This is a genomic window from Amycolatopsis sp. GM8 (genome assembly GCF_021653975.1).
Taxonomy (GTDB): domain Bacteria; phylum Actinomycetota; class Actinomycetes; order Mycobacteriales; family Pseudonocardiaceae; genus Amycolatopsis_E.
In genome coordinates, this window is record NZ_JAJKFK010000008.1 from 336,945 (window position 1) to 358,761 (window position 21,817).

Sequence of the window (21,817 nt, forward strand, 5' to 3'; positions counted from 1 at the left end):
AAAACTACGTCCAGGCAGGTCAAGCTGCGTGTCGATACTTGTGGATGATTCCGCCAAGACGGTGTACGGCGAGGCGGTCGATCCGGTCAGACTCGAGGGGCAGGGTTCGCAGCGGTGCGGCCGCGGCGAGCGATCGATGGGTCCGGTGTGGGTTGTAGCGCCGCTGGTACTCGCGAAGCGCCTGCCGGAGGTGTGTTCGTTCCAGGTCAGTGCGCGATCCAGCAGTTCGGCGTGCAGCGTCTTCACCCAGCGTTCGGTGATCGCGTTCATGTGCGGGATCCGGACACCGGGTGAGAACCGTGCTGATCCCCGCACCGCGCAGGATGTCGTCGATCAATGCGGAGTACTTCGCGTCGCGGTCGCGGATGAGGAACCTGACCTGTGCGACGCTTTGGGAGTCCTCGAGGTCCATGTGCGGGTTGCGGGTGGCCTGTTGCCCAGGCGTGGGTTGGGTGTGCGGTAGTGCCGAGGATGCGCACCCGGTTGTCGTTGTGGTGGATCGCGGCGAGGATGTATGGCCGCGCCCTGGTCAGGGTGATGGGCTCGATGAAGTCCATCGCCAGGATCGCGTCGGTCTGGGAGCGCAGGAAGTTCGCCCACGTGCTCGTCGTCCGGTGTGGGGCAGGGTCTATGCCTTCGGTGTTGAGGGGGCGATCTTGATGCCGAGAAGAAGGGCGACTTCGCTGCGGATGCGTCGGTAGCCCCAGGACGGGTTTTCGGCCGTCCGGCGTAGGACGAGGCGGCGGATCGAGGCGACGGTACGCGGACGCCCGGACCCGCGGTTCATGCTCGGGCGGGCGTGGCGGCGTGTGACCAGGTTGCGGTGCCAGCGCAGGACCGTGTCGGGGCTGACCAGGAGTCGGAACCGGCGCAGTGTTGCGCGGGACAGCGGCACGAGCAGTGCCGCGAGGAACGCCCTGTCCTCGGGCCGTAGTCGTGGGCGCCGGCCGCCGAGTTGTCGTTGCAGCACGGTGAGTTGGTGGCGCAGGGTGAGGATTTCGACATCTTTTTCACGGTCGGTCATGGGCAACAGTCGCAGTGCGGCGAAGGCGTGGGCGACGGCGAGATAGGCGAAGCGGATCATGCCGCACGGCGATCGGTGACGCGTCGACGCCTGTTGACCGGCACGGATGTACTTTTCGGCACGCACAGGCTGGGTTGTCGAGGTGGCTTCTTCGGGGGTGCCGCTGGGGATCCGATGGGTAGGAGCTGGTTTTCGTAGCGGTCGCTGCTGGCGGGTAGGGGCCGAAGCCCAGGTGCCGGGCAGAGCCACAAGGGCAGCCAGACCGTGAGGAGATCACCTCAGACGGGGCGAATTCGCAGCAACATCCCGACAAAATATCCCGGTTTTCCTTGTTCATGCGGTTGCCGACTCGTGCCGACTGATCGCACTGGAGATCGTTCATGGTGCGGCCCGGTACTCACTCGGGCGGCTGGGGCGCTGATCAGCTACCGGCTGGCGGTCTTGGCGGCATGCTGGTTTCCCGGCGGCGAGCTCGCCTTGCCGCGCCGCCGCCATCCGCCGAATCAGGCAGTCGGCCGGGCGAGTAGCGCAGTGCGGGCAGAAGCACGTGGTCAACGAGCACTACCGCGGTTGTCTGATCCAGCGTTCGACCGCGAGTGACGACCTGTCGGAACGCGAAAGACGGAATGATGCCGACGAGGACATCGACGGGCGCCGACGGGTCGACCTCGCCGCGCTCGATCCAGCGCTCAACCACCGAGCGCAGTGCCACCGCCGGTGGCTGGCCGATCGCCTCGGATGCGGCCTCGCGCAGTTCGGTGTCCCGTGATGCTTCGCTGAGCAGGTTCGCCAGCAGCATCGCGGCCCGCTCGTTCCCCGCCGTGTAGTGCCGCGCACACGCGAGGAGGTCCTCACGCAGGGACCCGGTGTCGGGAACACTGACGTCGGCTTGGAGGGCACGGACGGCCGCGACGACCAGCGCCGTCTTGCTCGGCCAGCGCCGGTACACCGCCGCCTTCCCCGTTCCCGCCTGCCGCGCGACCTCCTCCACAGTCGCACCCGACAGTCCACGTCGCACGATGATGTCCACGGTGGCGTCCAGGATGGCTTGCTCGAGAGCCGGATCGCGCGGCCGGCCGGCCGGCGCAGGGGCGTCTGGGATGTCAGGTCTCACGGAGCCCATCTTACGGGACCGTGTGGTACCGTTAAATACGAGACCAGTAGGTCTCGAAATATCCCTATCGTCAGAGGAGTGACGTCATGTCGTCGTCTACGAAGCATCTGAGCAACGACCTGCCGCGCGGATACGGCACTCGTGGCAGCACGATCACGATCGTCGCCGCCGTTTTGGGTGTCGTCATCGTGTTGGCGGTAGCCGCCAACACGGTTGTGGCCTTGATCGCCGGATACCCGGGCGCGAGTTCCGGCTTCGCGCCGCTCACACTGCCGGTCTACGGCGGGTTCACCGCGGTCGGCGTCGTGGGCGGATGGCTGGGGTGGCGCATCGTGCAGCAGCGAGCCGCGCGACCGCGAGCAGTGTTGACAGCTTTGGTTCCCATTGTCACCGCACTCTCGCTGGTGCCCGATCTGCTACTGCTCGCGCTGCACTTCATCCCCGGAACGAGTGCGGCCGGAGTCGTGGTGCTGATGGTGATGCACGTAGTGGTGGTGGCGCACGCCGTGCCCGGCTACCTGATCGCTTCTCGTCTCCTGCGCCAGCACGTGGCGGCCGAGGAATACCCGACTGAAGCGGCCTCACAAACCTTTGATCACCCCATTCATCGATAGCGGGAGGAAAGATGATGACCACCCCAACACTGACGCTGGGCACCACCGCCGACTCGAAGGTCGTCGCGATGATCGAACGACTCGAGCTGGGCGAGCCCGCAGGAATCGAACCCACACTCGCCGCGCCACAGCCGCCGAGCACCGACCCGCGTCGGACTCCTGAGCAGTTCCGCGTCCTACCGAGCGTTGTCGACCACGTACGCGGCTGGAGCAAGGATGCAGGCTTCCACGGCGCAATCGTGCTCGCCAGCCGCGATCACAATCGCCTCACCGTCTACAGCCGCTTCGACGCGGCACCGAGGTCGCCGCCCGTCCTGCGCCGCGAGTGCTGAGTACCATCGCGGCGCAGGGAATTCAGGTACGCACCCTTGACTGGCGACCGAACTAAACACCGCCGGCGCACTTCGGCCTGTTCACGGTGATCGATGGCCGGGCCGACGCGTCGTTGGCGACTCCAGGCCTGCGCACCATAAACTTTCATCGCAGCCACGACCGCGAGCGCATGATCAATTTTGGCATGTGGTCCAGCTTCGCGAGCAACGAGAAATACCGGAGCGGGCTCGCCACGTTCCAGAACGACTATTTCGACCTCGTGGACGTAGTCGAAGACCCATCTGTCGAGCGCCAAGAAGCCTGAAGGTGCTTGGCTTCAGTTGGCCGAGCCGCGGTAGGGCTGGCCGCAGTTGCCCTTCGCAGGGGTAGCCACAGTGACCTGGGGGCGGCGCCTCCACACACTCGACGGCATGGGGACTCGATCGAAGACGCGGGTCATGTCCTTGATGCCGGTCGTGGTCGGGGCGCTGCTGGTGACCCGCACACCGGCCGTTGCCCGCGGCAGGCCCAGCTCCAGCTGCGCAGGATCCTGCCGGAGGCCGTGGACGCCGAGCTGACCGCTCTGGACTCCGAGTGACCGGATCCGCCCCGGTCCGACGCGCGGCGTGGACCCGTGGTGGTCGGGCAGTGCGGCGTGAGGCGCTCGTTGATCGAGTGCGGGTGTGAGACCGTCACCGCCGCCCTGTCGGCCGTACCAGCGTGCGGTGACATAGAGACGTAACCCGTTCGACTCGCGTTTGGCATCTTCCGCCTGATTTCGAGCCTCGTGTTTCACCTGCGCGCAACAGTCCAGATCTGTCAAAGAAATGCGCGCCGCTCAAGATTGTCTTACAAGTTTTGCTGGATTGCGCCGATCGGGGTCCTCAGAAGGCGATTTTAGCCAGGTTAAGTATACCGAGATGGAGGAGAACTGATGCGCGACACGTCCGCTGCCGACCTCCGGCCGCGTGAGTTCGCGGGCTACGGCGGCCGGCCGCCCTCCTTCCGCTGGCCGGGTGGTGCGCGCGTCGCGATCAACCTCGCGATCAACTACGAGGAGGGCACCGAACGCAACCCGCTGCACGGCGACACCGAGCGGGATTCCCGGACCTGGGTGCGGAGCGCCCTCCCGCCGTCCGAGCGCGACCTGATGCAGGAAGGCGAATACGAGTACGGGACACGCGCCGGGATTTGGCGCCTGCTCAGGGCATTCCGCCAGTACAACGCGCCGTTCAGCATGTTCGTCTCGTCCACGGCCCTTCCGCTCAACCCGCCGCTGCTGGCCCAGCTCGCCGAGGAGGACTGCGATTTCGTCGCGCACGGCACCCGGTCGATCTCGCATCCGGACTGGACCGAGGACGAGGAGCGCGCGGACCTGCGGGCCTGCGTCGATCAGGTGTGGGGGCTGACCGGTCAGCAGATTCTCGGCGCGTTCCCCCGGCCGCCGATCACCGTGCGCACCCGCCGGCTGATGGCCGAGGAGGGCCTGCTCTACGACTCGGCCACGACCAACGACGATATTCCTTACTACACACCGGTTTTGGGTCGCCCGATGCTGGTGGTCCCGTACGCCGTCGATACCAACGACGCGCGGTTCTGGGGCGGGCATTCCGGCCCGGGCTACATCGGCCCCGCCGACTTCTTCGACTATCTCAAGGGCTCGTTCGACGTGCTGCGCACCGAGACCGACGACACGGCGCGGCTGATGTCGGTCGGGCTGCACGCGCGGATCATGCGGCCGGGACGGATCGCCGCGCTCTACCGGTTCCTCGACTACGTCAGCGGTTTCCCCGATGTGTGGATCGCCAAGCGCAACGACATCGCCCGCCACTTCGCCGGTCTCTTCGCCCCGCCCGACGCCTGGAACTGGCCCCCCGTTTCCCCACCGGCACCGACCCTCCCCGACTGAAAGGCTGCCGACCGATGAAGCGCAGAACATTTCTCCGCAGCGCGCTCGCGACAACAGGCGTTGCGGCACTGGCGGGCCCGCTCGCCGCGTGCGGCTCCTCCGGCGGGTCGACCGCCTCGGACGGGCCGGTCACGTTGACGATCGGCAACTCGCAGTGGCTCGATGCGTTGCGGGGCAAGAATCTCTGGAACGCGGTGGTCGCCTATCAGACGGTCAACCCGAAGGTGACTTTGGCACAGGAGGCCATTCCCTCCGCGGACTTCGCCAACAAGATCACCACGGAGCTCGGTGCCGGTAAGGGCCCGGACGTGATCCTGATGCAGGACGGCCTCTTCGTCACGGCTGCGGCATCGGATGCGCTGGTCGACCTGGGTGAACTGTCCGGCACGCCGGGACTGAACGTCACCAACAACGCCGGCATGGTCGGCAACACCCGGTACGGCGTTGCGTGGCAGCGTGCCGGTTATGCGTTGGTATACAACAAGAAACTGCTCGAGCGCGCCGGCGTCGGCGCCCCGCCGACCACAGTGGACGCGCTGATCGCCGCGGCCAGGCAGGTCACGGCCAGTACCGGCGCGATCGGTTTCGCCACCCGCCACCTGATGTCGGACTTCAGTGGCTGGTACATGGACTACCAGAACTGGAACTACGGCTACGGCGGAAGTTTCGCGGCGAACGGCAAGCTCACCATCGCCTCCGCGCCCAACGTGGCCGCCCTCACCGCGTACAAGAAGGTCTACGACGCGAAGATCATCCCGATCGGCGACGACATGCCCACTATGCGGACGCGGTTCAAGGAAGGCAACGTCGGCTTCATCCTCGACAACAGTGGCGGCACGCTGAACATGGCGCTGGGCGGGTCGGTGGCCTCGGCCGACGTCGGTGCCGCGCCGTTGCCGTTCCCGAATCCGGCCGCGGCCCAGCAGATCCTGGTTGGCGTCAACGCGAACTCGGCGAACCAGGACGCGGCGAAGGCCTTCGTGAAGTGGCTGATCAGCTCGGCGGGTCAGGCCGGCCTGCGGGCCGCGTCGGGGCCGGACACGCTGGCCACCGACGTCCCGCTCACCGCGGACTTCACCGCGCAGAGCCCGTGGGGCACCACGTTCGCCACGGTCGCGCCGAAGGAGGGAAGCCTGCTCGTCCCGGGTTTCGAGGTGAAGACCGCGGCGATCATGCGCCCGGTCATGCAGGCCGTGGAGCAGGTGCTGCTGAAGAACGCGGACCCGGCGACCGCGTTGACCTCCGCACAGAGCCTGGCCGAGCAGGTGGCGCGCTGACATGTCGCACGCGCTAGCCACCGGCGCGGCGTCCACACGCCGACGACGGATCGCGCGGTTCTCGGCGCCCTACCTGTTCGTCGCGGTGCCGTTGGTCTACATGACGGTGGTCGTGTTCTACCCCGCGGCCCGCGAGGTGTGGCTCAGCTTCACCAACACGAAGCTGAGCCGCCCGAACGGGGGCCACTTCGTCGGGACGGACAACTACGCCAGGATCTTCGGCAGCGATCTGTTGTGGACCTCGCTGCTCACCACCGTCCTTTATGTACTCGGGGTGGTGGCGGGCTGCCTGGTGCTCGGCACGCTGGCCGCCCTCGCGGTCGACCGGCCCTTCCGCGGCCGGGCGCTGGTCCGTGGCGTCCTCGCGTTCGGCTGGGCCGTACCGGGGGTGGCGACGGCACTGGCCTGGTCGTGGATCTTCAACTCCCAGACCGGGGTGCTCAACCGGATCACCGGTGCGCTGGGACTCGGCACGCACGACTGGCTCAGTAACCAGGAGCTGGCGCTGCCCTCGGTGATCGCGGCGACCGTCTGGCAGTACACGCCGTTCGTCATGCTCGTCGTCCTGGCCGCGTTGCAGTCCGTGCCACCGGAGGTGCGCGAAGCGTCCCATGTGGACGGTGCGGACGCGTTGAGCCGGTTTCGCGCGGTGACACTGCCGCACATCCTCCCGGCGATCCGGCTGGTCGCGTTGCTGCTGGTCGTCTGGTCCATGCGGCTGTTCGAGATCATCTACCTGCTCACCGGCGGTGGCCCGCTCAACCGGACCAGCACCCTGGTGGTCAGCCTCGAGCTCCAGGCGTTCGAGAACTACGACCTGGGTGGCGCCGCCACCTACGGCGTCGTCGGACTGGTGATCTCACTGGCCGTGACCGTCGTGTACTTCGTGGTCGAACGGAGGTCGACGCATGGCGTCTAGCACCGAGGTGATCGTGTCCGAAGACGTCGCGGCGCCGTCGACCGGAGCACCAGCGGCTGCCCGCGGGTCACGGCGCGGCCGGTCCCGGCTGAAGCTGGCATCGCGTTACGTCGTGGTGCTGGTCATGATGGGCCTCGCGGGTTTCCCGGTGTACTGGATGCTCAACACCGCGCTTGCCACCAACGCCGAGCTGTATGCCGGTACCCAGTCCTGGTGGCCGCATTTCGAGGATCTGGGCTCGCTGTTCCACCAGCTGGGCCGAGTGCCGCTGTGGCGGTGGCTGGGCAACTCGGCGTTCATCGCGATGGGCACGACGGTGTTGAGCCTGGTACTCGGCTCGCTGGCCGGGTACGCGCTGAGCCGGTTCCGGTTCCGCGGCAAGGGACCGATCGGGTTCCTGCTGTTCATCACGCAGGTGCTGCCGGAGGCACTGATCCTGGTGCCGCTCTACGCGCTGTTCATCTCGCTCGGCCTGCTCAACAACCTGTGGGGCCTGGTACTGGCCGACGCCGGTTTCTCCTTGCCGGTGGCCACGTTCATCCTCAAGACGGCGATGGACCGGATACCGCACGAGATCGAGGAGTCCGCGCAGCTGGACGGCTGCCCCCGGATCAGCGCGCTGACCATGATCATTCTGCCGATCATCGCGCCCAGTATCGCCGCCGCCGCGGTGCTGTCCTTCTTCGCAGGCTGGAACGAATACCTGTACGCGAACACGTTCCTCTCCGATCAGGGACACTGGCCGGCGAGCGTCGGGCTGGCGTCGTTCATCGGCCAGAACGAGACCCCGATGTCGGCGATCATGGGTTCGGCACTGGTCTTCACGATCCCCGCGATCGTCTTTTTCCTGTTGGTCCAACGCAAAATCGTCGCCGGCCTCACGGTCGGCGCGGTGAAAGGCTAGCCGAGATGCCATCGATCACCTTCGAGAACGTCTCCAAGTCGTTCCGGGACACCCAGGTCATCACCTCGTTCGACGCACAGATCGAGGACGGCGAGTTCGTCGTGCTGCTCGGGCCGTCGGGCTGCGGGAAATCCACTCTGCTGCGGATGATCGCCGGGCTCACCGACATCACCTCGGGCACCATGAGGTTCGACGGCGAGGTGGTCAACGAGTGGGAGGTGGCCGAACGGCGCCTCGCGTTCGTGTTCCAGTCCTATGCCCTCTACCCGCACATGACCGTCCGCGCGAACATCGCGTTCCCGCTCGTCATGGCCGCTTTCAAGCGCTGGTATCACGTTCCGGTGGTGAACTCGATCGCGCGCCGGACCCTGATGCGCAGTCCGGAAATCAGCGAGCGGACCGCCCGGATCGCCACCGCGCTGGAGCTGGACCAGCTGCTCGATCGCAGGCCCGTACAGCTCTCCGGCGGGCAGCGCCAGCGCGTCGCACTCGCCAGGGCGCTCGTGCGTGACCCGGCGATCTACCTGCTCGACGAGCCACTATCCAATTTGGACGCAAAACTGCGGACCCAGATGCGGGCCCAGATCACGGGCCTGCACCGGGAGGTGGGCAGGACGTTCGTCTACGTCACCCATGACCAGGTGGAGGCGATGACGATGGCCACCCGGATCATCGTCATGGACCACGGCGCGATCCAGCAGATCGGCACCCCGGACGAGATCTACCGGTCCCCGGCGAACACGTTCGTGGCCCGTTTCGTGGGGGCGCCGCCGATGAACCTGCTGCCCATCGGGGACGAGGCGTCCGGGGTGCGCCGCGCCGATCTCGCCACCCACGTGCCTGGCCTCGCGCTGCCCGACGGTGATGACCTCTTGCTCGGCATCCGACCGGAGAAACTGCGTTTCCACGACGACGCGTCCGGGCCGCTGTCGGCCACCGTCGTGGCGGTCGAGCGGCTGGGCAGCGAAACGCTCGTGGGTTTCCACCTCGACACCGCCGAGGACCGGCCGCGCACGCTGGCGCCCGAAACCCCCCACTACGCCAAAGTTCCCGCCGATCAACCGGTGACCGTCGGCGAGTCCTGCTCGCTGTCCTTCGCCGCCGCCGACGTCGTGTGGTTCGACCGGGAGACCACCCGGCGCCTCGACCCGGCACTTGTCTGAACTGGAGAAAACCGCATGTCCTTGCTGCCCTACCGGATCGCCGCGACCGGACACAGCCTGAACTATCTTCCCGAATACCTCGCCCGGGACCGCGGGTTCTTCGCGGAGGAGGGCCTCGACGTCTCGGCGGTCGTGCCCAAGCCGTGGGATTTGGTGCTGGACGAACTGGCCGCGGGCACTTCGCAGGCCGCGCTCGGCGGGATCTGGGTGCCCTCGATGTATCTCGGCCGGGCCACGCGCTACACGCCGTTCGCCCAGGTCGCCGCTCGTGCGCCGCTCGCGCTGCTCGGCCGTGAGCCCGTGGCCGAGTTCTCGTGGGACCGGCTGCCCGGTTCGATCATGCTGATGAAGGGCAGCAATGGCGCCAGCGTCGGCGTCTTCATGAAGATGCTGCTCGCCGAGCGCGGGGTCGACGTCTCGGCCGTTCGCTTCGTGCAGGATCTCGACGGGCTCATGCTCGGCTCGCTCTTCGCCGGTGGCATGGGCGACTACCTGGTGGTGGACTACGGTTCGGCCGCCGCGCTGGCCGCCCGCACCGGGCTGCGTGTGGTCTCGCCGTTCGTCCGCGACGGCGGTGATGTGCCGTGGAGCGTGTACTACAGCGAAGGCGAGAGCACGCCGGAGCGGGTTGAGATCCAGACCAGGTTCGTCCGCGCGCTGAACCGCGGTATGCAGTGGGTTGTGGAGCATGACGCGGCGGAGTACGCGGGTTTCCTCGGCGAGACCTTCCCCGCCATCGGGACGGAGCTGGCCGTGTCGCTGACCAACGAGTTCCGCGCGCTCGGCATGTGGACGACACCGCTGATCGACCGGGCGGCCTACGACCGGTGGCAGCGCGGCATCGCGACCGCTGCGCTGACCACCGCGCCCATCCACTATGACGATCTCATCGACTGCGCGCCCACCGCGTTCCTGGCGTCGGAACAGCCGGCCAGCGCCGGTCGATGAGGGGGGTGGGGATGCGGGTGCTCGTCGTCAACTGCAACACCTCGGCCGAGATAACCGGCGTGATCCGGGCGAACGCCCAGGCGGCCGCCCGGCCGGGAACCGAGGTCGTCGCGATTCAGCCGAGCTGGGGTCCTGAGTCGGCGGAGGGTTTCTACGAGAGTTTCGTGACCGCGGCGGCGGTGCTCGACGCAGTGCTGGCCCACGACGGAACGTTCGACGCCGTGGTGATGGCCGGTTACGGCGAGCACGGCCGGGAAGGCATGCGACAGGTTCTCGACGTGCCGGTGGTCGATATCACCGAGGCGTCCGCGCAGTTCGCGAGCCTGCTCTCCTACCGGTTCGGGGTGGCCACCACCGCGGTGTCAGCGGTAGCCGGCATCGAGGAAAGCCTGCGCTCGGCGGGTTTGTGGTCGCGATGCGCCGGGGTGGTCGCGACTCGGATCCCGGTCGTCGCGATCCACCAGGACAGCGGGCTGGCCATCGACGCACTCGTCGAGGCGGGCCGGACCCTGCTGGACTCGGGCGCCGACTCGATCGTGCTCGGCTGTGCCGGTTTCGCTGGCCTCGACCGGCGGCTGGAGGAGGTGCTCGGGGTGCCCGTGCTCGACGGTGTGACGTGTGCGGTGGCCGTCGCGGAAGGTCTTGTGGGGCTTGGTAAAACTACCAGTAAGCAAGGTCCGTTCCGGGCGCCGAGCGGAACCAAGACCTGGGCCGGCTGGCCGCGCCGGGCGGTCGGCAAGATCGCGGGAGTTGCCGATGGCTAGCCCTGCCGAGAACACCGAGGACAGCGAACCGAACGGCGGCTCGCTGTCGGCGAACATCTACCGCACGATGCGTCGCTGGATCATCACCGGCGAGTACCCCCAGGGAATGCGGCTCAACGAGCAGCGGCTCGCGGCCGCGCTCAAGGTGTCCCGCGTCCCCGTGCGGGAGGTGCTGCCACAGCTGACCACGGATGGTTTCGTCGAGATGTTCCCGCACCGGAGCGCGGTGGTGTCGACCTGGACCGTCGATGACGTGCACAACCTGTTCGACGCGCGGCTCGCGCTGGAGGTGGAAGCCGCTCGCTACGCCACGAGGAAGGTGGCCCGGGGTGCGTCGATGGCCAAGCTCGCCCAGGTGCTGCACAGTTCGGATGAGGTGGTGCCGACCGGTGACGACCTGCGCATCGCCGAGTCGAGCACGCTGTTCCACACGCGGGTGGTGGATCTGACCGGCAATGGCCTGATGATGTCGTTGATGCAGACCGTTTCGCACCGGATGAGCTGGCTGTTCTACCTGACCTCGCAGCGCGACGCGCAGCAGGCGTGCGCGGAGCACCACGAACTGTTCGACGCGATCGCGTCCGGCAACGAGGAGGTCGCGCGAGCGGTCGCGTACACCCACATCGAACGGGGCCGGGAACCGTCACTGTCCAGTTTCGACGCCGTCGTCGAGCGGCCTTGACCCGGAGCAATTCCAGGATCTCGTTGTGGTCGAAGGCCGTGGCCGGGTCGCAGACCTGCAGCACTCGGTCGCCGGAGGCGGGCGCGGACTGGCGCGGGCAGCACGACGTAGGGCTTGGCGGTCATCGCGAACACCCCGTCCGGGCGCCGCTTGATCACGGCTGAGTTCTCGATGACGGTGATCGCCAAATACAGAGGGCAGTGAGCGTTCCGCGTAACTGTCCGTGGCGGGGTGCGGCGGAAGGACTTTCGAAGATGGGCGTGGATCTGTGGCGTCGTTGTCTTGAAAGCATTGCAGCTTGAGCAAGGCTTCGACGATCAACGGTCGTATCGACCGCGGGCGCATTCGCCGGCGGCGCGTTGGTGGTTGACGTCAATACACTTGTTGACTAGCAGGAAAACTCGACTGCAAGCTGCTGCAAAAGGACGTGCACTGGACGGGTGCCGCGCGGTGATCTTTTGTGCATATGGATGTCGCCTATCGAGCAGTCTCCACCACGGTCGGCGCTGATCGCGGCATTCTGGGGTGCAAGGGGACGCAGATTCAAATTTCAGGGGGTGTCGGCCGGTGCCAGTGCGTTCGGGGGTCATCTGCTGGCGGGCGATCACGAGAGTCCTGCCGAACTTCTAGGCTCCCATTTCGATGACGCCGGTGCGCCGCTTGCGGAACTGGGCGCTGAGTGCGATGGCGACGATGATGGCTCCTCCTTGGAATACGTCGGTGATCCAGGGGGCGGCGCCGACCAGGGCGAGGCCGCTGACGGCGGTGGCCACGAACAACAGGGCGAGTATGGTGCCGGCTACGTTGAAGCGCCCGGGGCGCCACGTAGTGGATCCCAGGAATACCGCGGCGACGGCCGGCAGGATGAAGTTGATTCCACCGATTTGCGGGTCGGCGGATCCCTGCACACCGATCTGCATGACTCCCGCGGCGCCGGACAGGACGCCGGCGCCGACGAAGCTGAGGGCGACCGTGCGCCGGGTGGGGATGCCGGTCAGTTCCGCGGCGCGCAAATTGGAACCGACCGCGGTCAGCCGTTTTCCGTATGGTGTCTGGGTGAGCAGGTACCAGGCAAGTACCGAGATGATCAGCGCGAGCACGAACATGGCCGGTACACCGGCGACAAGCATGTTCCCGAGATTCGTCAGGCTGGACGGCAGGTTGTTGCTGATCGGGGTGCCGTGGGTGTACGCCTGAATGACGCCTACCAATACCGTCGACGTTCCCAGTGTTCCGATCAGGGAGCTGACACCGAAATAGCTCACGACGACGCCGTTGAAGGTGCCGACCAGCGCGCCGACCGCCAAAGCTACGAGCACGGCGACGACGAGAGAGCTTGAGTATTCCGACATCGCTGCGGCGCCGGCCACGGAGCAGATGCTGATATTCGAGCCGATCGAAACGTCGAAACGGCCGGCGATGAGCGGGAGCATGAGCGCGAGCGCGGCCACGATGCTGACCGACTGCGTTGTCACGATCGTCTGCAGATTGGACAATGTGAAGAAGGTAGCGGGCCGCAGGAGGCTGAACACGGCCGCGACCACCACCAGCAGCCCGACCAGGCCGAACCGTTCGCCGTACACGAGCGCGGCCGGACGTCGGCGCCGGGGCTCGGCCTTCGCGGCGTCGTGCTCCTCAGGCGATGCGGAATCTTGGGGGAGCCCGTCGTTTCGCACGGTGCCAGACGGGTCACGCGTTTGAGTCATTGTGTGCTCCTCGACGATGAATAGACGAGCTCGGTGATCATTTCTTCGGTCGCGTCAGCGCCGGCCAGTTCCGCTCCGATCCGCCCATCGCTGAGGACGAGCACGCGGTCGGTCACTCGCGACAGTTCGGTGAAATCGGAGCTGACGAGGACCACGGTGAGTCCTTTCTCGACTGCGTCGTCGATGAGCGCGTAGACATCGGCCCGGGCGCCCACGTCGACGCCCTGGGTCGGCTCGTCGAGCAGTAGCAGACGTGGATCGAGGCGAAGCCACCTGGCGAGAATGACTTTCTGCTGGTTTCCGCCGGAGAGCTGCGAAAGCGGGGTGAAGATATCGCGGGTCTTGATGCCGAACTTCCGGATATCCGCGCGGGCTTCCTCGTGCTCGCGCCGATGGCGATAGAGCAATCCTGCGCGGTACCGATTCAAGTCCGCAATGGACAGATTGTCTTCGACCGAGAGGTCACTGAGGGCGGCATCGAGGGCGCGGTCTTCGGGAACGTAGGCGATACCGTGTTTGATCCCGTCACCGACGCTCCTCGGCCGGATCGTCTCGCCGTCGAGCCGGACCTCACCGCCGTCGGCGGGCATTGCGCCGGCCAGCATGCGCAACAACTCGGTCCGCCCGGAGCCCAGCAAGCCAGCGATGCCGACCACCTCACCGCGACTCGCGGTGAACGTGACGTCGGCGAGCGGACCTCCTCGCAGGCCGCGGACGCTCAGGAAGACCTGTTGGTGATCGCGTTCGGGAGGATGAGGAAGTACTTCGGACACCGGGCGTCCGACGATGTACCGGACCACATCGGACTCGACGAGGCCCTCGTTCGCCCGGGTGACGACCTTGTGCCCGTCCCGCAGCACGGTGATGTCGTCCGAAATGGACAGCACCTCGTCGATCCGGTGACTGACGAACACGATCGTCTGGCCCGACCTGCTGCACGCCTTGATCGACTCGAGGAGAACGTCGACCTCACCCTTCGGCAGCGTCGCGGTCGGCTCATCCAGTACGAGGATGTTCAGGTCCTCGGCGTCCTCCAGCGCGCGGGCAATCGCCACCATGGTCTGATCCGCGGGCCGCAGAGAGCCGAGCTCCTGATCAGGTGTCGCGGCGATGCCGAACCTTTCCAGTAACAACGCGGTCCGGCGCCGCAAGGTCGTCCAGCTGATCGTTCCCGGTGTTCCACCGAACCCGTTGACCAGGCCGATGTTCTCGGCGACGGTCATTTCCGGGAAAACACCCGGGTCCTGATGCACAAAACGTAACCCGGCGTCGCGGGCGAATGCCGGCGTTATCTGGTCGGCGGGGACAGAACGTTGAGCGACCCGGATGATTCCCCCCGGATCGGCGCGGTGCACGCCGGCCAGCACCTTGATCAGCGTGGATTTGCCGGAGCCGTTACCACCCAGCAGCGCATGGACCGTTCCGGGGGCGACGTCGACACTGACATCGGAAAGCGCATGCGTTCCGGTGAACGTTTTCGTCAGATGTTCGATGGAAAGCGCGGCGGGACCGCGGCCGGCGCCGGCCTCTGCACTCACGCTCATCGCTACTGACCCGCCCACAGCGTCTTGAACTTGCCCGCGAAGTCCGGGACGGCCAGTGGCGCGCCTTCGTCCGGCAGGTTGTGGGTCTTGTCGACCAGCACCCACCCACCGCCTTCGTCGGGGAAGTCGGTCGCGTTCGCGAACAGGCGGTTGAGGGTGTCGGCGAGACCGTACATCTGCCACGTGTAGCCGGGCTGGATGGCGAGTGCGGCCGTCTGGACCCCGCTGCGGATCATGCTGAGATTCGCCGGGAAACCCTCCGCTCCGATGACGACGAGGTCCCGGCGACCCGATTGTTGAATGGCCGTATTGAGTCCCAGTGGCGCGACGGAGTCGGTATCGTTCGACAGCACGCTTGCCTCGGGATGGGATTGGATCGCGGCCTTCCAGATCTGGGTCGCGGTCGCCGGAACCTGCGCGAACGTCCACTCGACCGGAATGACGGTGCACTTCGGGCACTGCTCGTTGAGTGCGGCGAGGAACGCTTTCGTGTTGATGTCGTGGTTCGCGCTACTTTTCTCGGCGAGGTTCAGGATCGTCGGATTGGGCGGAGCGTAGCCGAGGAGTGTGGTGACCCGGGCCCGCTGGTAGGCCGCCGCGTAGTTTTCCCAGGACGCGCCCCCGAGGTCGTTCTCGGTCTTGGTGAACAGTCCCGATCCGCCGCCGAATCCCGGATAGTCGCAGTCGAGGCCACCGAAGTTGACCGTCGGAATGTTCGCGGCTTTGGCGGCGAGTAGTCCCGAGCGGATCGTCGGGCAGTCGAATGCGATGACGGCGATTCCGTCGGCACCCGCGGCCACGGCCTGGTTGATCAGTCCGTTGGCGGTCTGCGGACTCGCCTTGCTGTCCACGACCGTGACATTCCAGCCGAGTATCCTGCCGGCCTCCTGAAATGCCGTCGCGGCGCCCGAACACGCGTCGAAAGCCTGGCCACAGGAGACGAACCAGACGTTCTTGCCCCGCTGTGCCTTCGGCCCGGTGGCCGGCGGCGGGCCGTAGTCCCCGGCGTAGAGTTTGGCCACTGCGGGCGAGGCGTTGTTGATCGCGGCCGCGTTGGCCGCCGAACTCGTTGCGGGGGCCCGCATGCTGCACGACGTCAGCACGGCCGCGACCATTCCGGCCGCCGCCACCCACGATGCGAACCCGAGGGAGTGTCTGGTGAAACGGACCATGGTTTCTTCTTCCGTTCGGTTTCAAACAATAGGCAGGCACAATTCCGTGGTCAGTTCAACGGCCGAGTTGCCCGCCGTCGACCGGCACGGCGACGCCGGTGACGAACCGGCTCGCGTCCGAACCCAGCCAGGCCACGATTTCGCTGACGTCCCGGGGTTCGACATGGTCGACGGGCAAAACTTGCATTGCGCGGAATGCCTCGGTGGCGTTGTTCCTGGTGGGGTTCGCGATGTCCGGCCGGAAGACGTCGTAGATGGCCTGGTTCATGAGCATGTCGGTGTTGACCAGGCCGGGACACACGGAATTGACCCGGATGTTCTCCGGTCCCAGTTCGTTCGCCAGGGTGCGCATCAGTCCGTTGACGCCGTGTTTGGCCGCTACATAGCCCGCCATGTTGGCGTAGCCCTTCAAACCGCCGAGTGAACTCGTCAGCACGATGGAACCGCCGCGCTTCGCGCTGACCATCGAGGGAACGACCGCCTTCACGGTATTGAAGACACCCGTGAGATTGACGTCGATGACGTCCTGCCATTCGGCTTCCGACAGTTCCCAGGTCTTGCGCATCGTCGTCAGGATTCCGGCATTGGCGCAGACGACGTCGATATGGCCGAACTCGGAGAGGGCCTCGGCGACGACCTTGTCCAGTTCGGCCGGCGAGCGCACGTCCGCGGTGCGGCCGAGAATCCGTTGCCCGGTCTCACGCACCAACCGCTCGGTCTCGGCGAGATCGCCTTGCCGGCCAAGCTGGTAAGGTACGGTCTCGTCGATGTCCTTGTTGATGTCGACGGCGACGATGTCCGCTCCGGCTTTGGCCAAGGTCACGGCATGCGATCGCCCTTGACCGCGTGCCGCACCCGTAATGAAGGCGACCTTGCCCTTCAGTTCTGCCATGGTTACTCCCGATTCGTCGTCATTCCACCGGACCGCGTCAACGGTTGCCGTCATCGGCCGCGGAAATTCACATCGCGTGCTTGGGAAAGGAAAGTGACGCCCGCGGGTTACGGAATCAGTCGGGCGTGTCGTCGACGCCGACTGGATTCTGTAGTGATCGTTAAACGGTGAGCACTACAGAAGCATCCGGACTCACGCCCTGTCAAGACCTCGCGATTGATCGATATCTGTCCTTGTTTCCGTGGCGTTAACTCGGGCCGGGTAATCCTTCGCACTTTCGCCGAAGGACGAGCCATGGCGCTCAACGACCAGAACGGCGGGCGCTGGTGTACACCCGGGACCCTCGAGCTGCTACGCTCCTGTGTAAACGTGGGCGTATACGTAGAGTGGGGAAGCGTCCTATGGCGAAACTCCTGCCCGACTACGCCGAGTCGCCCTGGCAGGTCGAAGTGGTCGGTGGCGCGCGACCGGCTGAGCGATGCGTTGGTGGCCGCCTACGCCGACGAGCGCGCTGGTCTTCGCACCGTCCAATGCGGACCAGCGGATGGCCGCGGATATCGGCATGTACGGACAGACGCTGCTGCTGGCGATGACCGCCTACGGCGTCGCCAGTTGCCCTCAGGGGCTGCTGGGTTTTTCGGCGATGCGATCCGCGAGTCGCTGGGTATCCGCGACGGGAAGGTGCTCTTCGGGATCTCCTTCGGCTACGCCGGCGACACCGCCGCCGTGAACCGGATCAAGCTCACCCGCGCGATGCTTTCCGAGACAGCGAGATTCCACTCCTAGGCGGCGCGGCGCCACGAGCAGGTCCTAGGCCCGCTTCGCTGTTCGCTGGGTCGTCTTTCCCTTCCGGGAGTTGCGGGTAACACCTGATCGGCCTTTCGTGGGCCAGCCCTGCAGCGCCACGTCGACCACCTGATTCAGCTCGTCGGGGGTCGCGCCGTCGACGGCCGCCACCGCGATGCCGTCGCTGACGGTGATGACGTACCGCGCCAGTACCGCCGGATCGGTGCCGGCGGGCAGATCACCCTCCTCGACCGCTCTTTCCAGCCGCTGTCGCACCGACACGTAGTCGCCATTCCGGCGCGCCGCGAGCTCGTCCCGCACGGCCTGGCCGGTCCGGCCGGTCACCAGTGCTCCGTGGACCAGCAGGCAGCCGGGTGGGGTGGCCGGATCCGTCGCGCGTTCGACGGTGCTGCGCAGGAGGTTCTCGACGGCCGCGCGCGCGGTCGGGAGGTCGAGGTACCGGCTCGCTTCGACCCCGGGTTCGCTGGCGTACCGCTCCAGGACCTTGTAGAACAGGGTCTGTTTGTCACCGAATGCGGCGTACATGCTGGGGGCGTTGATGCCCATCTCCTTGGTGAGGTCGGCGAGCGACGCCCCCTCGTAGCCCTTGCGCCAGAACACGTGTAGCGCACGTTCCAGAGCGACATCCGTGTCGAACCCGCGCGGTCGTCCCGTCGCCATCGGTTGAGACCCCCTGTCATGTAGAACCATCTGTATCAATCGATAGTAAACCCTTGACAGCCGCGATGTGCGCATGATTTTGTAGTGATCGATATTTAACGATCACTACAAAATACTTCGCTGGTCGACGGGGTTGCGCGAGCGCATGCTGCGGATCCACGTGCTGTCGTGCCTGCCATGAATCCAAGGGAGTGTGCATGAGCTCAGGAGCCGTCGGTATGGCCGCCCGGCCCGCGACGATCCCCGAAGTCACGCACGAGTACTCGACGCTGAACGGTGCCCGCCTGCATTACGTGCGCGCGGGCGAGTCCGGCTCACCCGTCCTGCTCGTGCATGGCTTTCCCGAGACCTGGTGGGCCTTTCACAAGCTCATCCCGTTGTTGGCCGCGCGCCACCGGGTGTTCGCCGTGGATCTGCGCGGCTTCGGCGAGTCGTCGAACGACGAGGGGCACTACGACAGCGCCACCTCTGCCGAGGATCTTCGCTGCCTCATCGACGCGCTGGGCCTCGGTCCCGTGCATCTGACAGGCCAGGACCTCAGCGGGCCGGTGACAGACCGGCTCGCCGCCAAGGGACGCGAATACGTACGCAGCTACGCGCCGATAGAAACGGGCATAACCGGATTCGGCCTCGAGAAGTTCATGGACGTCACCAAGGGCGGGGCGTGGCATTTCGGTTTCTTCGCCGCTCCGGGAATCGCCGACATGGTGCTGCCCGGGCACGAGCGCGAGTTCCTCACCCAGTACGCGTACGAGGGCTTCACCGAAATCAAGGGCGCGATCGGCGAGCCGGATATCGACGAATTCATTCGCACCTATTCTCGCCCCGACGGCTTCCGTGGCACCACTGGGCTCTACGCGTCGATGCTCCGCGAAGCGGACGAGATGCGCGCACTCGCCGAGCGTCCACTCGAGACGCCGATTCTCGCCGTGGGGACGCTGGGAAATCGTGGGCACGGTGACCTCACGGTCAAGACCATGAAGCAGGTCGCGCGCGACGTACGATCCGTGATGATTCCCGAATCCGGCCATTTCGTCGCGATGGAGGTACCCGATCGGCTCGCAGGCGAATTGCTGCCCTTCTTCGCCGATGCCGACCAGAAGTTCGACGCCCGCTGAGCGGCGGACAGTGAGGAAGGTGCACCGATGATCGATGTTCCGGTTCTTGTCGTGGGCGGTGGTCCCGCCGGAATGAGCCTGGCCCTGCTCCTCGATCGGCTGGGGATACCGAGCCTGCTCGCCGAGCGGCGGCCGGCCACGACCAATCATCCGAAAGCGCGCGGTTGTCACGACCGGACGATGGAACAGTTCCGGGTATGGGGCATCGAGGACCGGGTGCGCCGGGCCGGGCTCCCCGCGACTTCCGACGTCGCGTGCTGGTGCGAGAGTCTGAACGGCCCCCTGGTCGCCTACACGCAGCCGGCACCGAGTACCAACACTCCGGCACCACGGTCGATCGTGCCCCAGGACGCGGTGGAAGAGGCGCTCGACCACGCGTTGTCGACCCGTCCAGGTGCTCAGGTGCGCCGTTCGACCGAGCTGCTCACGTTCGCCCAGGACGCCGCGGGCGTGACCGCGCGACTGCGTAGTCGTGACACCGGCGAGGAGTTCGAGGTGCGGGCCCAGTACCTCATCGGGTGCGACGGCGCGAACAGCCAGGTGCGGACGACGCTCGGGGTCGAGATGGAAGGCCCGGAGGTGCTCTCGCTGATGGCGAACCACTACTACCGAGCCGATCTCAGTCATCTGCCCCATGTCCGCAGCGCCATCGGATTCCTGGTGCGGCCCACCGATCTGGAACGGCCCGACGTCAACGTCCTGGCCACCGGCCCGGACGGGAACCGGTGGCTGGCGGTCCAGAAGCTCGCCGACGGGGAGGTTCCGTTCTCCGAGGAACATCTGGTCCAGCTCGTCCGGGAACAGTGGGAAATGCCCGACCTCGAGGTCGAGCGGATCAACGTACTGAACTGGACGATGAGCGCTCAGGTGGCGCGGCACTTCCGGCAGGGACGGGTGTTCCTCGCCGGGGACGCGGCACACCGTTTCCCCACGGCCGGCGGCAACGGGCTCAATTCCGGGGTGCAGGACGTGCACAACCTCGCGTGGAAGCTCGCGATGGTCCTTTCCGGACACGGCACCGAGGAACTGCTCGACACCTACGAGTCCGAGCGGCGGCCGGTGGCCCGGTCCAACACCGACTTCGCCGTCCGCAACCAGCAGCGCATCGACAAGATGGACGTGGCATTCCGGCAGCGCGAGGAGCACCCGGAGGCGTGGCGGAAATTGCTGGCCGAACAGGACAAACAGCTGCACACCGAAGGCTAGACGCTCGGTTACATCTACACCGAGGGTGCGATCGTCGATGACGGGTCCCCGGTGCCGCCGCACGACTCCGAGCGCTATTGGCCGACGGACCGTCCCGGTGCCCGCTTCCCGTATTTCTGGCTGGACGTGGCGCAGGAACACACGACCATCGACTGGTTCGACACCGCGTTCGTGCTGGTGTGCGGACCTGACGCGGACTTGTGGGAGGAAGCGGGACGGGCTGTGGTCGAAACAGCGACGGTGCCCTTGCAGGTCAAACGACTGCCGCACCTGCTCGGGCCGGTGTCGATGGGCCGGACCGGCGCGGCCCTGGTACGTCCCGACGGCCACGTGGCCTGGCGCGCCAGGCATGCCGACGGTGACGCCGCCACGCTGCGCCGCGCGATGGATTGCGTCCTCGCCGGCGGCACCCTCGCGCCAGCCCACAGCGCATCCCTCCTGGAAAGGCAGAGTTGATGGCCACACCGCATTATGAGAATCCCGCGGGCGTGTCACCCCCGCTGGGGGCCTACTCCCACGTATCGCGCGCCGGTGATCTGATCTTCGTCGCCGGCCAGTGCGGGTTCCTCGCCGACAATTCCGTCGCCGGCGCGGATGTGGAGTCGCAGACGATACGTGCCTTCGAGAACGTGCGAACAGTGCTGGAGTCGCAAGGTGCTTCCCCGCAGGACGTCACGCGATTCGTCACCTATCTGGTCTCGGCCGACGACATTCCTGGTTTTTACCGTGCGCGGGAGAAGTATTTCGCGCGAGCTTATGACGAGCTGTGCCCGCCGAACACCCTGCTGATCGTCCAGCGGCTGGTCCGCCCGGAGCTCCTGGTCGAGATCGACACCACCGCATACCTGCCCGCCGCGACCCGGTCCACAAAGGAGGATGCATGAAGGCCTTGCGCCTGCACGACTACGGGAAACCGCCGGTCGTCGAGGAGGTGCCGGAGCCTCGCCTGTCCGGGCCGCTGGATGTGATCGTGCGCGTCGGCGGTGCCGGTGTCTGCCGCACCGACCTGCACATCATCGAGGGGCAGTGGGCCGCGGCGATGAACCCGCGGCTGCCCTACACCTTGGGGCACGAGAACGCCG

The 21,817-nt window shown here is 66.4% G+C and carries 25 protein-coding genes; 17 read left to right on the forward strand and 8 right to left on the reverse strand.

The genetic code is table 11. The annotated features are described in order from the left end of the window. Positions 1-19: 19 nt before the first annotated feature. The 3 genes from LOZ83_RS32820 to LOZ83_RS32830 all read right to left on the reverse strand — a co-directional run bounded on the left by LOZ83_RS32820 (position 20) and on the right by LOZ83_RS32830 (position 2,147). On the reverse strand, positions 20-412 hold the full coding sequence (locus tag LOZ83_RS32820) for an integrase (RefSeq protein ID WP_236795637.1): 393 nt from the start codon (positions 410-412) through the stop codon (positions 20-22). Between the two features lie 216 nt (positions 413-628). Continuing rightward, the gene (locus LOZ83_RS32825; protein WP_236795638.1) at positions 629-1,150 is read right to left on the reverse strand and encodes a hypothetical protein; all 522 of its coding nucleotides are present in this window, start codon (positions 1,148-1,150) and stop codon (positions 629-631) included. A 295-nt stretch (positions 1,151-1,445) separates the two neighbouring features. Further along, the gene (locus LOZ83_RS32830) at positions 1,446-2,147 is read right to left on the reverse strand and encodes a TetR/AcrR family transcriptional regulator (protein WP_255826153.1); all 702 of its coding nucleotides are present in this window, start codon (positions 2,145-2,147) and stop codon (positions 1,446-1,448) included. A gap of 77 nt (positions 2,148-2,224) precedes the next feature. Here LOZ83_RS32830 and LOZ83_RS32835 point away from each other — a divergent pair, with 77 nt between their 5' ends. The 11 genes from LOZ83_RS32835 to LOZ83_RS32885 all read left to right on the forward strand — a co-directional run bounded on the left by LOZ83_RS32835 (position 2,225) and on the right by LOZ83_RS32885 (position 11,630). Then, positions 2,225-2,752, forward strand: coding sequence for a DUF6069 family protein (locus tag LOZ83_RS32835; protein ID WP_236795640.1), 528 nt, complete (start codon positions 2,225-2,227; stop codon positions 2,750-2,752). 14 nt (positions 2,753-2,766) lie between these two features. Continuing rightward, on the forward strand, positions 2,767-3,084 hold the full coding sequence (locus tag LOZ83_RS32840) for a hypothetical protein (RefSeq protein WP_236795641.1): 318 nt from the start codon (positions 2,767-2,769) through the stop codon (positions 3,082-3,084). An 86-nt stretch (positions 3,085-3,170) separates the two neighbouring features. Continuing rightward, on the forward strand, positions 3,171-3,389 hold the full coding sequence (locus tag LOZ83_RS32845) for a hypothetical protein (RefSeq protein WP_236795642.1): 219 nt from the start codon (positions 3,171-3,173) through the stop codon (positions 3,387-3,389). Positions 3,390-3,998: 609 nt separating this feature from the next. Next, positions 3,999-4,973, forward strand: a complete 975-nt coding sequence (locus tag LOZ83_RS32850) for a polysaccharide deacetylase family protein (protein ID WP_236795643.1) — start codon at positions 3,999-4,001, stop codon at positions 4,971-4,973. A 14-nt stretch (positions 4,974-4,987) separates the two neighbouring features. Continuing rightward, on the forward strand, positions 4,988-6,250 hold the full coding sequence (locus LOZ83_RS32855; RefSeq protein ID WP_236795644.1) for an ABC transporter substrate-binding protein: 1,263 nt from the start codon (positions 4,988-4,990) through the stop codon (positions 6,248-6,250). Between the two features lies 1 nt (position 6,251). Then, positions 6,252-7,169: a carbohydrate ABC transporter permease gene (locus LOZ83_RS32860; RefSeq protein WP_236795645.1), complete on the forward strand. Its 918-nt coding sequence runs from the start codon at positions 6,252-6,254 to the stop codon at positions 7,167-7,169. Then, on the forward strand, positions 7,159-8,073 hold the full coding sequence (locus LOZ83_RS32865; protein WP_236795646.1) for a carbohydrate ABC transporter permease: 915 nt from the start codon (positions 7,159-7,161) through the stop codon (positions 8,071-8,073). Before LOZ83_RS32860 ends, LOZ83_RS32865 begins: the two co-directional genes overlap by 11 nt. 5 nt (positions 8,074-8,078) lie before the next feature. After that, positions 8,079-9,236 (forward strand): ABC transporter ATP-binding protein, encoded by a 1,158-nt coding sequence (locus LOZ83_RS32870; protein ID WP_236795647.1) that lies wholly within the window; start codon positions 8,079-8,081, stop codon positions 9,234-9,236. A gap of 15 nt (positions 9,237-9,251) precedes the next feature. Beyond that, on the forward strand, positions 9,252-10,184 hold the full coding sequence (locus LOZ83_RS32875) for an ABC transporter substrate-binding protein (protein WP_236795648.1): 933 nt from the start codon (positions 9,252-9,254) through the stop codon (positions 10,182-10,184). Between the two features lie 11 nt (positions 10,185-10,195). After that, positions 10,196-10,948 carry an aspartate/glutamate racemase family protein gene (locus LOZ83_RS32880; RefSeq protein WP_236795649.1) on the forward strand — a complete coding sequence of 251 codons (753 nt, stop codon included), beginning with the start codon at positions 10,196-10,198 and terminating at the stop codon, positions 10,946-10,948. Next, the gene (locus LOZ83_RS32885) at positions 10,941-11,630 is read left to right on the forward strand and encodes a GntR family transcriptional regulator (RefSeq protein ID WP_236795650.1); all 690 of its coding nucleotides are present in this window, start codon (positions 10,941-10,943) and stop codon (positions 11,628-11,630) included. The genes LOZ83_RS32880 and LOZ83_RS32885 overlap by 8 nt, the downstream gene beginning before the upstream one ends. Before the next feature lie 626 nt (positions 11,631-12,256). On the opposite strand, the gene LOZ83_RS32890 is transcribed toward LOZ83_RS32885, so the two are convergent. The 4 genes from LOZ83_RS32890 to LOZ83_RS32905 are packed head-to-tail and all read right to left on the reverse strand — an operon-like array spanning position 12,257 to position 16,944. After that, positions 12,257-13,336: an ABC transporter permease gene (locus LOZ83_RS32890; protein WP_236795651.1), complete on the reverse strand. Its 1,080-nt coding sequence runs from the start codon at positions 13,334-13,336 to the stop codon at positions 12,257-12,259. Beyond that, on the reverse strand, positions 13,333-14,880 hold the full coding sequence (locus LOZ83_RS32895) for a sugar ABC transporter ATP-binding protein (RefSeq protein WP_236795672.1): 1,548 nt from the start codon (positions 14,878-14,880) through the stop codon (positions 13,333-13,335). Before LOZ83_RS32895 ends, LOZ83_RS32890 begins: the two co-directional genes overlap by 4 nt. A gap of 2 nt (positions 14,881-14,882) precedes the next feature. After that, positions 14,883-16,052: a substrate-binding domain-containing protein gene (locus LOZ83_RS32900; protein WP_236795652.1), complete on the reverse strand. Its 1,170-nt coding sequence runs from the start codon at positions 16,050-16,052 to the stop codon at positions 14,883-14,885. Between the two features lie 55 nt (positions 16,053-16,107). Beyond that, positions 16,108-16,944 carry a mycofactocin-coupled SDR family oxidoreductase gene (locus tag LOZ83_RS32905; RefSeq protein WP_236795653.1) on the reverse strand — a complete coding sequence of 279 codons (837 nt, stop codon included), beginning with the start codon at positions 16,942-16,944 and terminating at the stop codon, positions 16,108-16,110. Between the two features lie 562 nt (positions 16,945-17,506). Here LOZ83_RS32905 and LOZ83_RS32910 point away from each other — a divergent pair. After that, on the forward strand, positions 17,507-17,674 hold the full coding sequence (locus LOZ83_RS32910; protein ID WP_236795673.1) for a hypothetical protein: 168 nt from the start codon (positions 17,507-17,509) through the stop codon (positions 17,672-17,674). An 80-nt stretch (positions 17,675-17,754) separates the two neighbouring features. On the opposite strand, the gene LOZ83_RS32915 is transcribed toward LOZ83_RS32910, so the two are convergent. Beyond that, positions 17,755-18,411 carry a TetR/AcrR family transcriptional regulator gene (locus LOZ83_RS32915; RefSeq protein ID WP_236795654.1) on the reverse strand — a complete coding sequence of 219 codons (657 nt, stop codon included), beginning with the start codon at positions 18,409-18,411 and terminating at the stop codon, positions 17,755-17,757. 218 nt (positions 18,412-18,629) lie between these two features. Here LOZ83_RS32915 and LOZ83_RS32920 point away from each other — a divergent pair, with 218 nt between their 5' ends. The 5 genes from LOZ83_RS32920 to LOZ83_RS32940 all read left to right on the forward strand — a co-directional run. Beyond that, positions 18,630-19,529 (forward strand): alpha/beta fold hydrolase, encoded by a 900-nt coding sequence (locus LOZ83_RS32920; protein ID WP_236795655.1) that lies wholly within the window; start codon positions 18,630-18,632, stop codon positions 19,527-19,529. Positions 19,530-19,556: 27 nt separating this feature from the next. Beyond that, the gene (locus LOZ83_RS32925) at positions 19,557-20,735 is read left to right on the forward strand and encodes an FAD-dependent monooxygenase (protein WP_236795656.1); all 1,179 of its coding nucleotides are present in this window, start codon (positions 19,557-19,559) and stop codon (positions 20,733-20,735) included. A 51-nt stretch (positions 20,736-20,786) separates the two neighbouring features. After that, positions 20,787-21,191 carry a hypothetical protein gene (locus LOZ83_RS32930; RefSeq protein ID WP_236795657.1) on the forward strand — a complete coding sequence of 135 codons (405 nt, stop codon included), beginning with the start codon at positions 20,787-20,789 and terminating at the stop codon, positions 21,189-21,191. Continuing rightward, complete coding sequence (locus tag LOZ83_RS32935; RefSeq protein ID WP_236795658.1) at positions 21,191-21,619, forward strand: RidA family protein; 429 nt, start codon at positions 21,191-21,193, stop codon at positions 21,617-21,619. Before LOZ83_RS32930 ends, LOZ83_RS32935 begins: the two co-directional genes overlap by 1 nt. After that, positions 21,616-21,817, forward strand: a 202-nt coding sequence (locus LOZ83_RS32940) for an alcohol dehydrogenase catalytic domain-containing protein (RefSeq protein ID WP_236795659.1), incomplete at its 3' end; no start/stop codon positions are given. The genes LOZ83_RS32935 and LOZ83_RS32940, both read left to right, overlap by 4 nt.

What these genes read in the sequence shown, in the direction of transcription:
- LOZ83_RS32935 (WP_236795658.1), top strand. Translation starts at nt 21,191, where the DNA reads ATGGCCACACCGCATTATGAGAATCCCGCGGGCGTGTCACCCCCGCTG.
- LOZ83_RS32890 (WP_236795651.1), bottom strand. Translation starts at nt 13,336, where the DNA reads ATGACTCAAACGCGTGACCCGTCTGGCACCGTGCGAAACGACGGGCTC.
- LOZ83_RS32885 (WP_236795650.1), top strand. Translation starts at nt 10,941, where the DNA reads ATGGCTAGCCCTGCCGAGAACACCGAGGACAGCGAACCGAACGGCGGC.
- LOZ83_RS32895 (WP_236795672.1), bottom strand. Translation starts at nt 14,880, where the DNA reads ATGAGCGTGAGTGCAGAGGCCGGCGCCGGCCGCGGTCCCGCCGCGCTT.
- LOZ83_RS32875 (WP_236795648.1), top strand. Translation starts at nt 9,252, where the DNA reads ATGTCCTTGCTGCCCTACCGGATCGCCGCGACCGGACACAGCCTGAAC.
- LOZ83_RS32915 (WP_236795654.1), bottom strand. Translation starts at nt 18,411, where the DNA reads ATGGCGACGGGACGACCGCGCGGGTTCGACACGGATGTCGCTCTGGAA.
- LOZ83_RS32910 (WP_236795673.1), top strand. Translation starts at nt 17,507, where the DNA reads ATGTACGGACAGACGCTGCTGCTGGCGATGACCGCCTACGGCGTCGCC.
- LOZ83_RS32820 (WP_236795637.1), bottom strand. Translation starts at nt 412, where the DNA reads ATGGACCTCGAGGACTCCCAAAGCGTCGCACAGGTCAGGTTCCTCATC.
- LOZ83_RS32920 (WP_236795655.1), top strand. Translation starts at nt 18,630, where the DNA reads ATGGCCGCCCGGCCCGCGACGATCCCCGAAGTCACGCACGAGTACTCG.
- LOZ83_RS32870 (WP_236795647.1), top strand. Translation starts at nt 8,079, where the DNA reads ATGCCATCGATCACCTTCGAGAACGTCTCCAAGTCGTTCCGGGACACC.
- LOZ83_RS32925 (WP_236795656.1), top strand. Translation starts at nt 19,557, where the DNA reads ATGATCGATGTTCCGGTTCTTGTCGTGGGCGGTGGTCCCGCCGGAATG.
- LOZ83_RS32865 (WP_236795646.1), top strand. Translation starts at nt 7,159, where the DNA reads ATGGCGTCTAGCACCGAGGTGATCGTGTCCGAAGACGTCGCGGCGCCG.
- LOZ83_RS32855 (WP_236795644.1), top strand. Translation starts at nt 4,988, where the DNA reads ATGAAGCGCAGAACATTTCTCCGCAGCGCGCTCGCGACAACAGGCGTT.
- LOZ83_RS32840 (WP_236795641.1), top strand. Translation starts at nt 2,767, where the DNA reads ATGACCACCCCAACACTGACGCTGGGCACCACCGCCGACTCGAAGGTC.
- LOZ83_RS32830 (WP_255826153.1), bottom strand. Translation starts at nt 2,147, where the DNA reads ATGGGCTCCGTGAGACCTGACATCCCAGACGCCCCTGCGCCGGCCGGC.
- LOZ83_RS32900 (WP_236795652.1), bottom strand. Translation starts at nt 16,052, where the DNA reads ATGGTCCGTTTCACCAGACACTCCCTCGGGTTCGCATCGTGGGTGGCG.
- LOZ83_RS32835 (WP_236795640.1), top strand. Translation starts at nt 2,225, where the DNA reads ATGTCGTCGTCTACGAAGCATCTGAGCAACGACCTGCCGCGCGGATAC.
- LOZ83_RS32905 (WP_236795653.1), bottom strand. Translation starts at nt 16,944, where the DNA reads ATGGCAGAACTGAAGGGCAAGGTCGCCTTCATTACGGGTGCGGCACGC.
- LOZ83_RS32880 (WP_236795649.1), top strand. Translation starts at nt 10,196, where the DNA reads ATGCGGGTGCTCGTCGTCAACTGCAACACCTCGGCCGAGATAACCGGC.
- LOZ83_RS32860 (WP_236795645.1), top strand. Translation starts at nt 6,252, where the DNA reads ATGTCGCACGCGCTAGCCACCGGCGCGGCGTCCACACGCCGACGACGG.
- LOZ83_RS32850 (WP_236795643.1), top strand. Translation starts at nt 3,999, where the DNA reads ATGCGCGACACGTCCGCTGCCGACCTCCGGCCGCGTGAGTTCGCGGGC.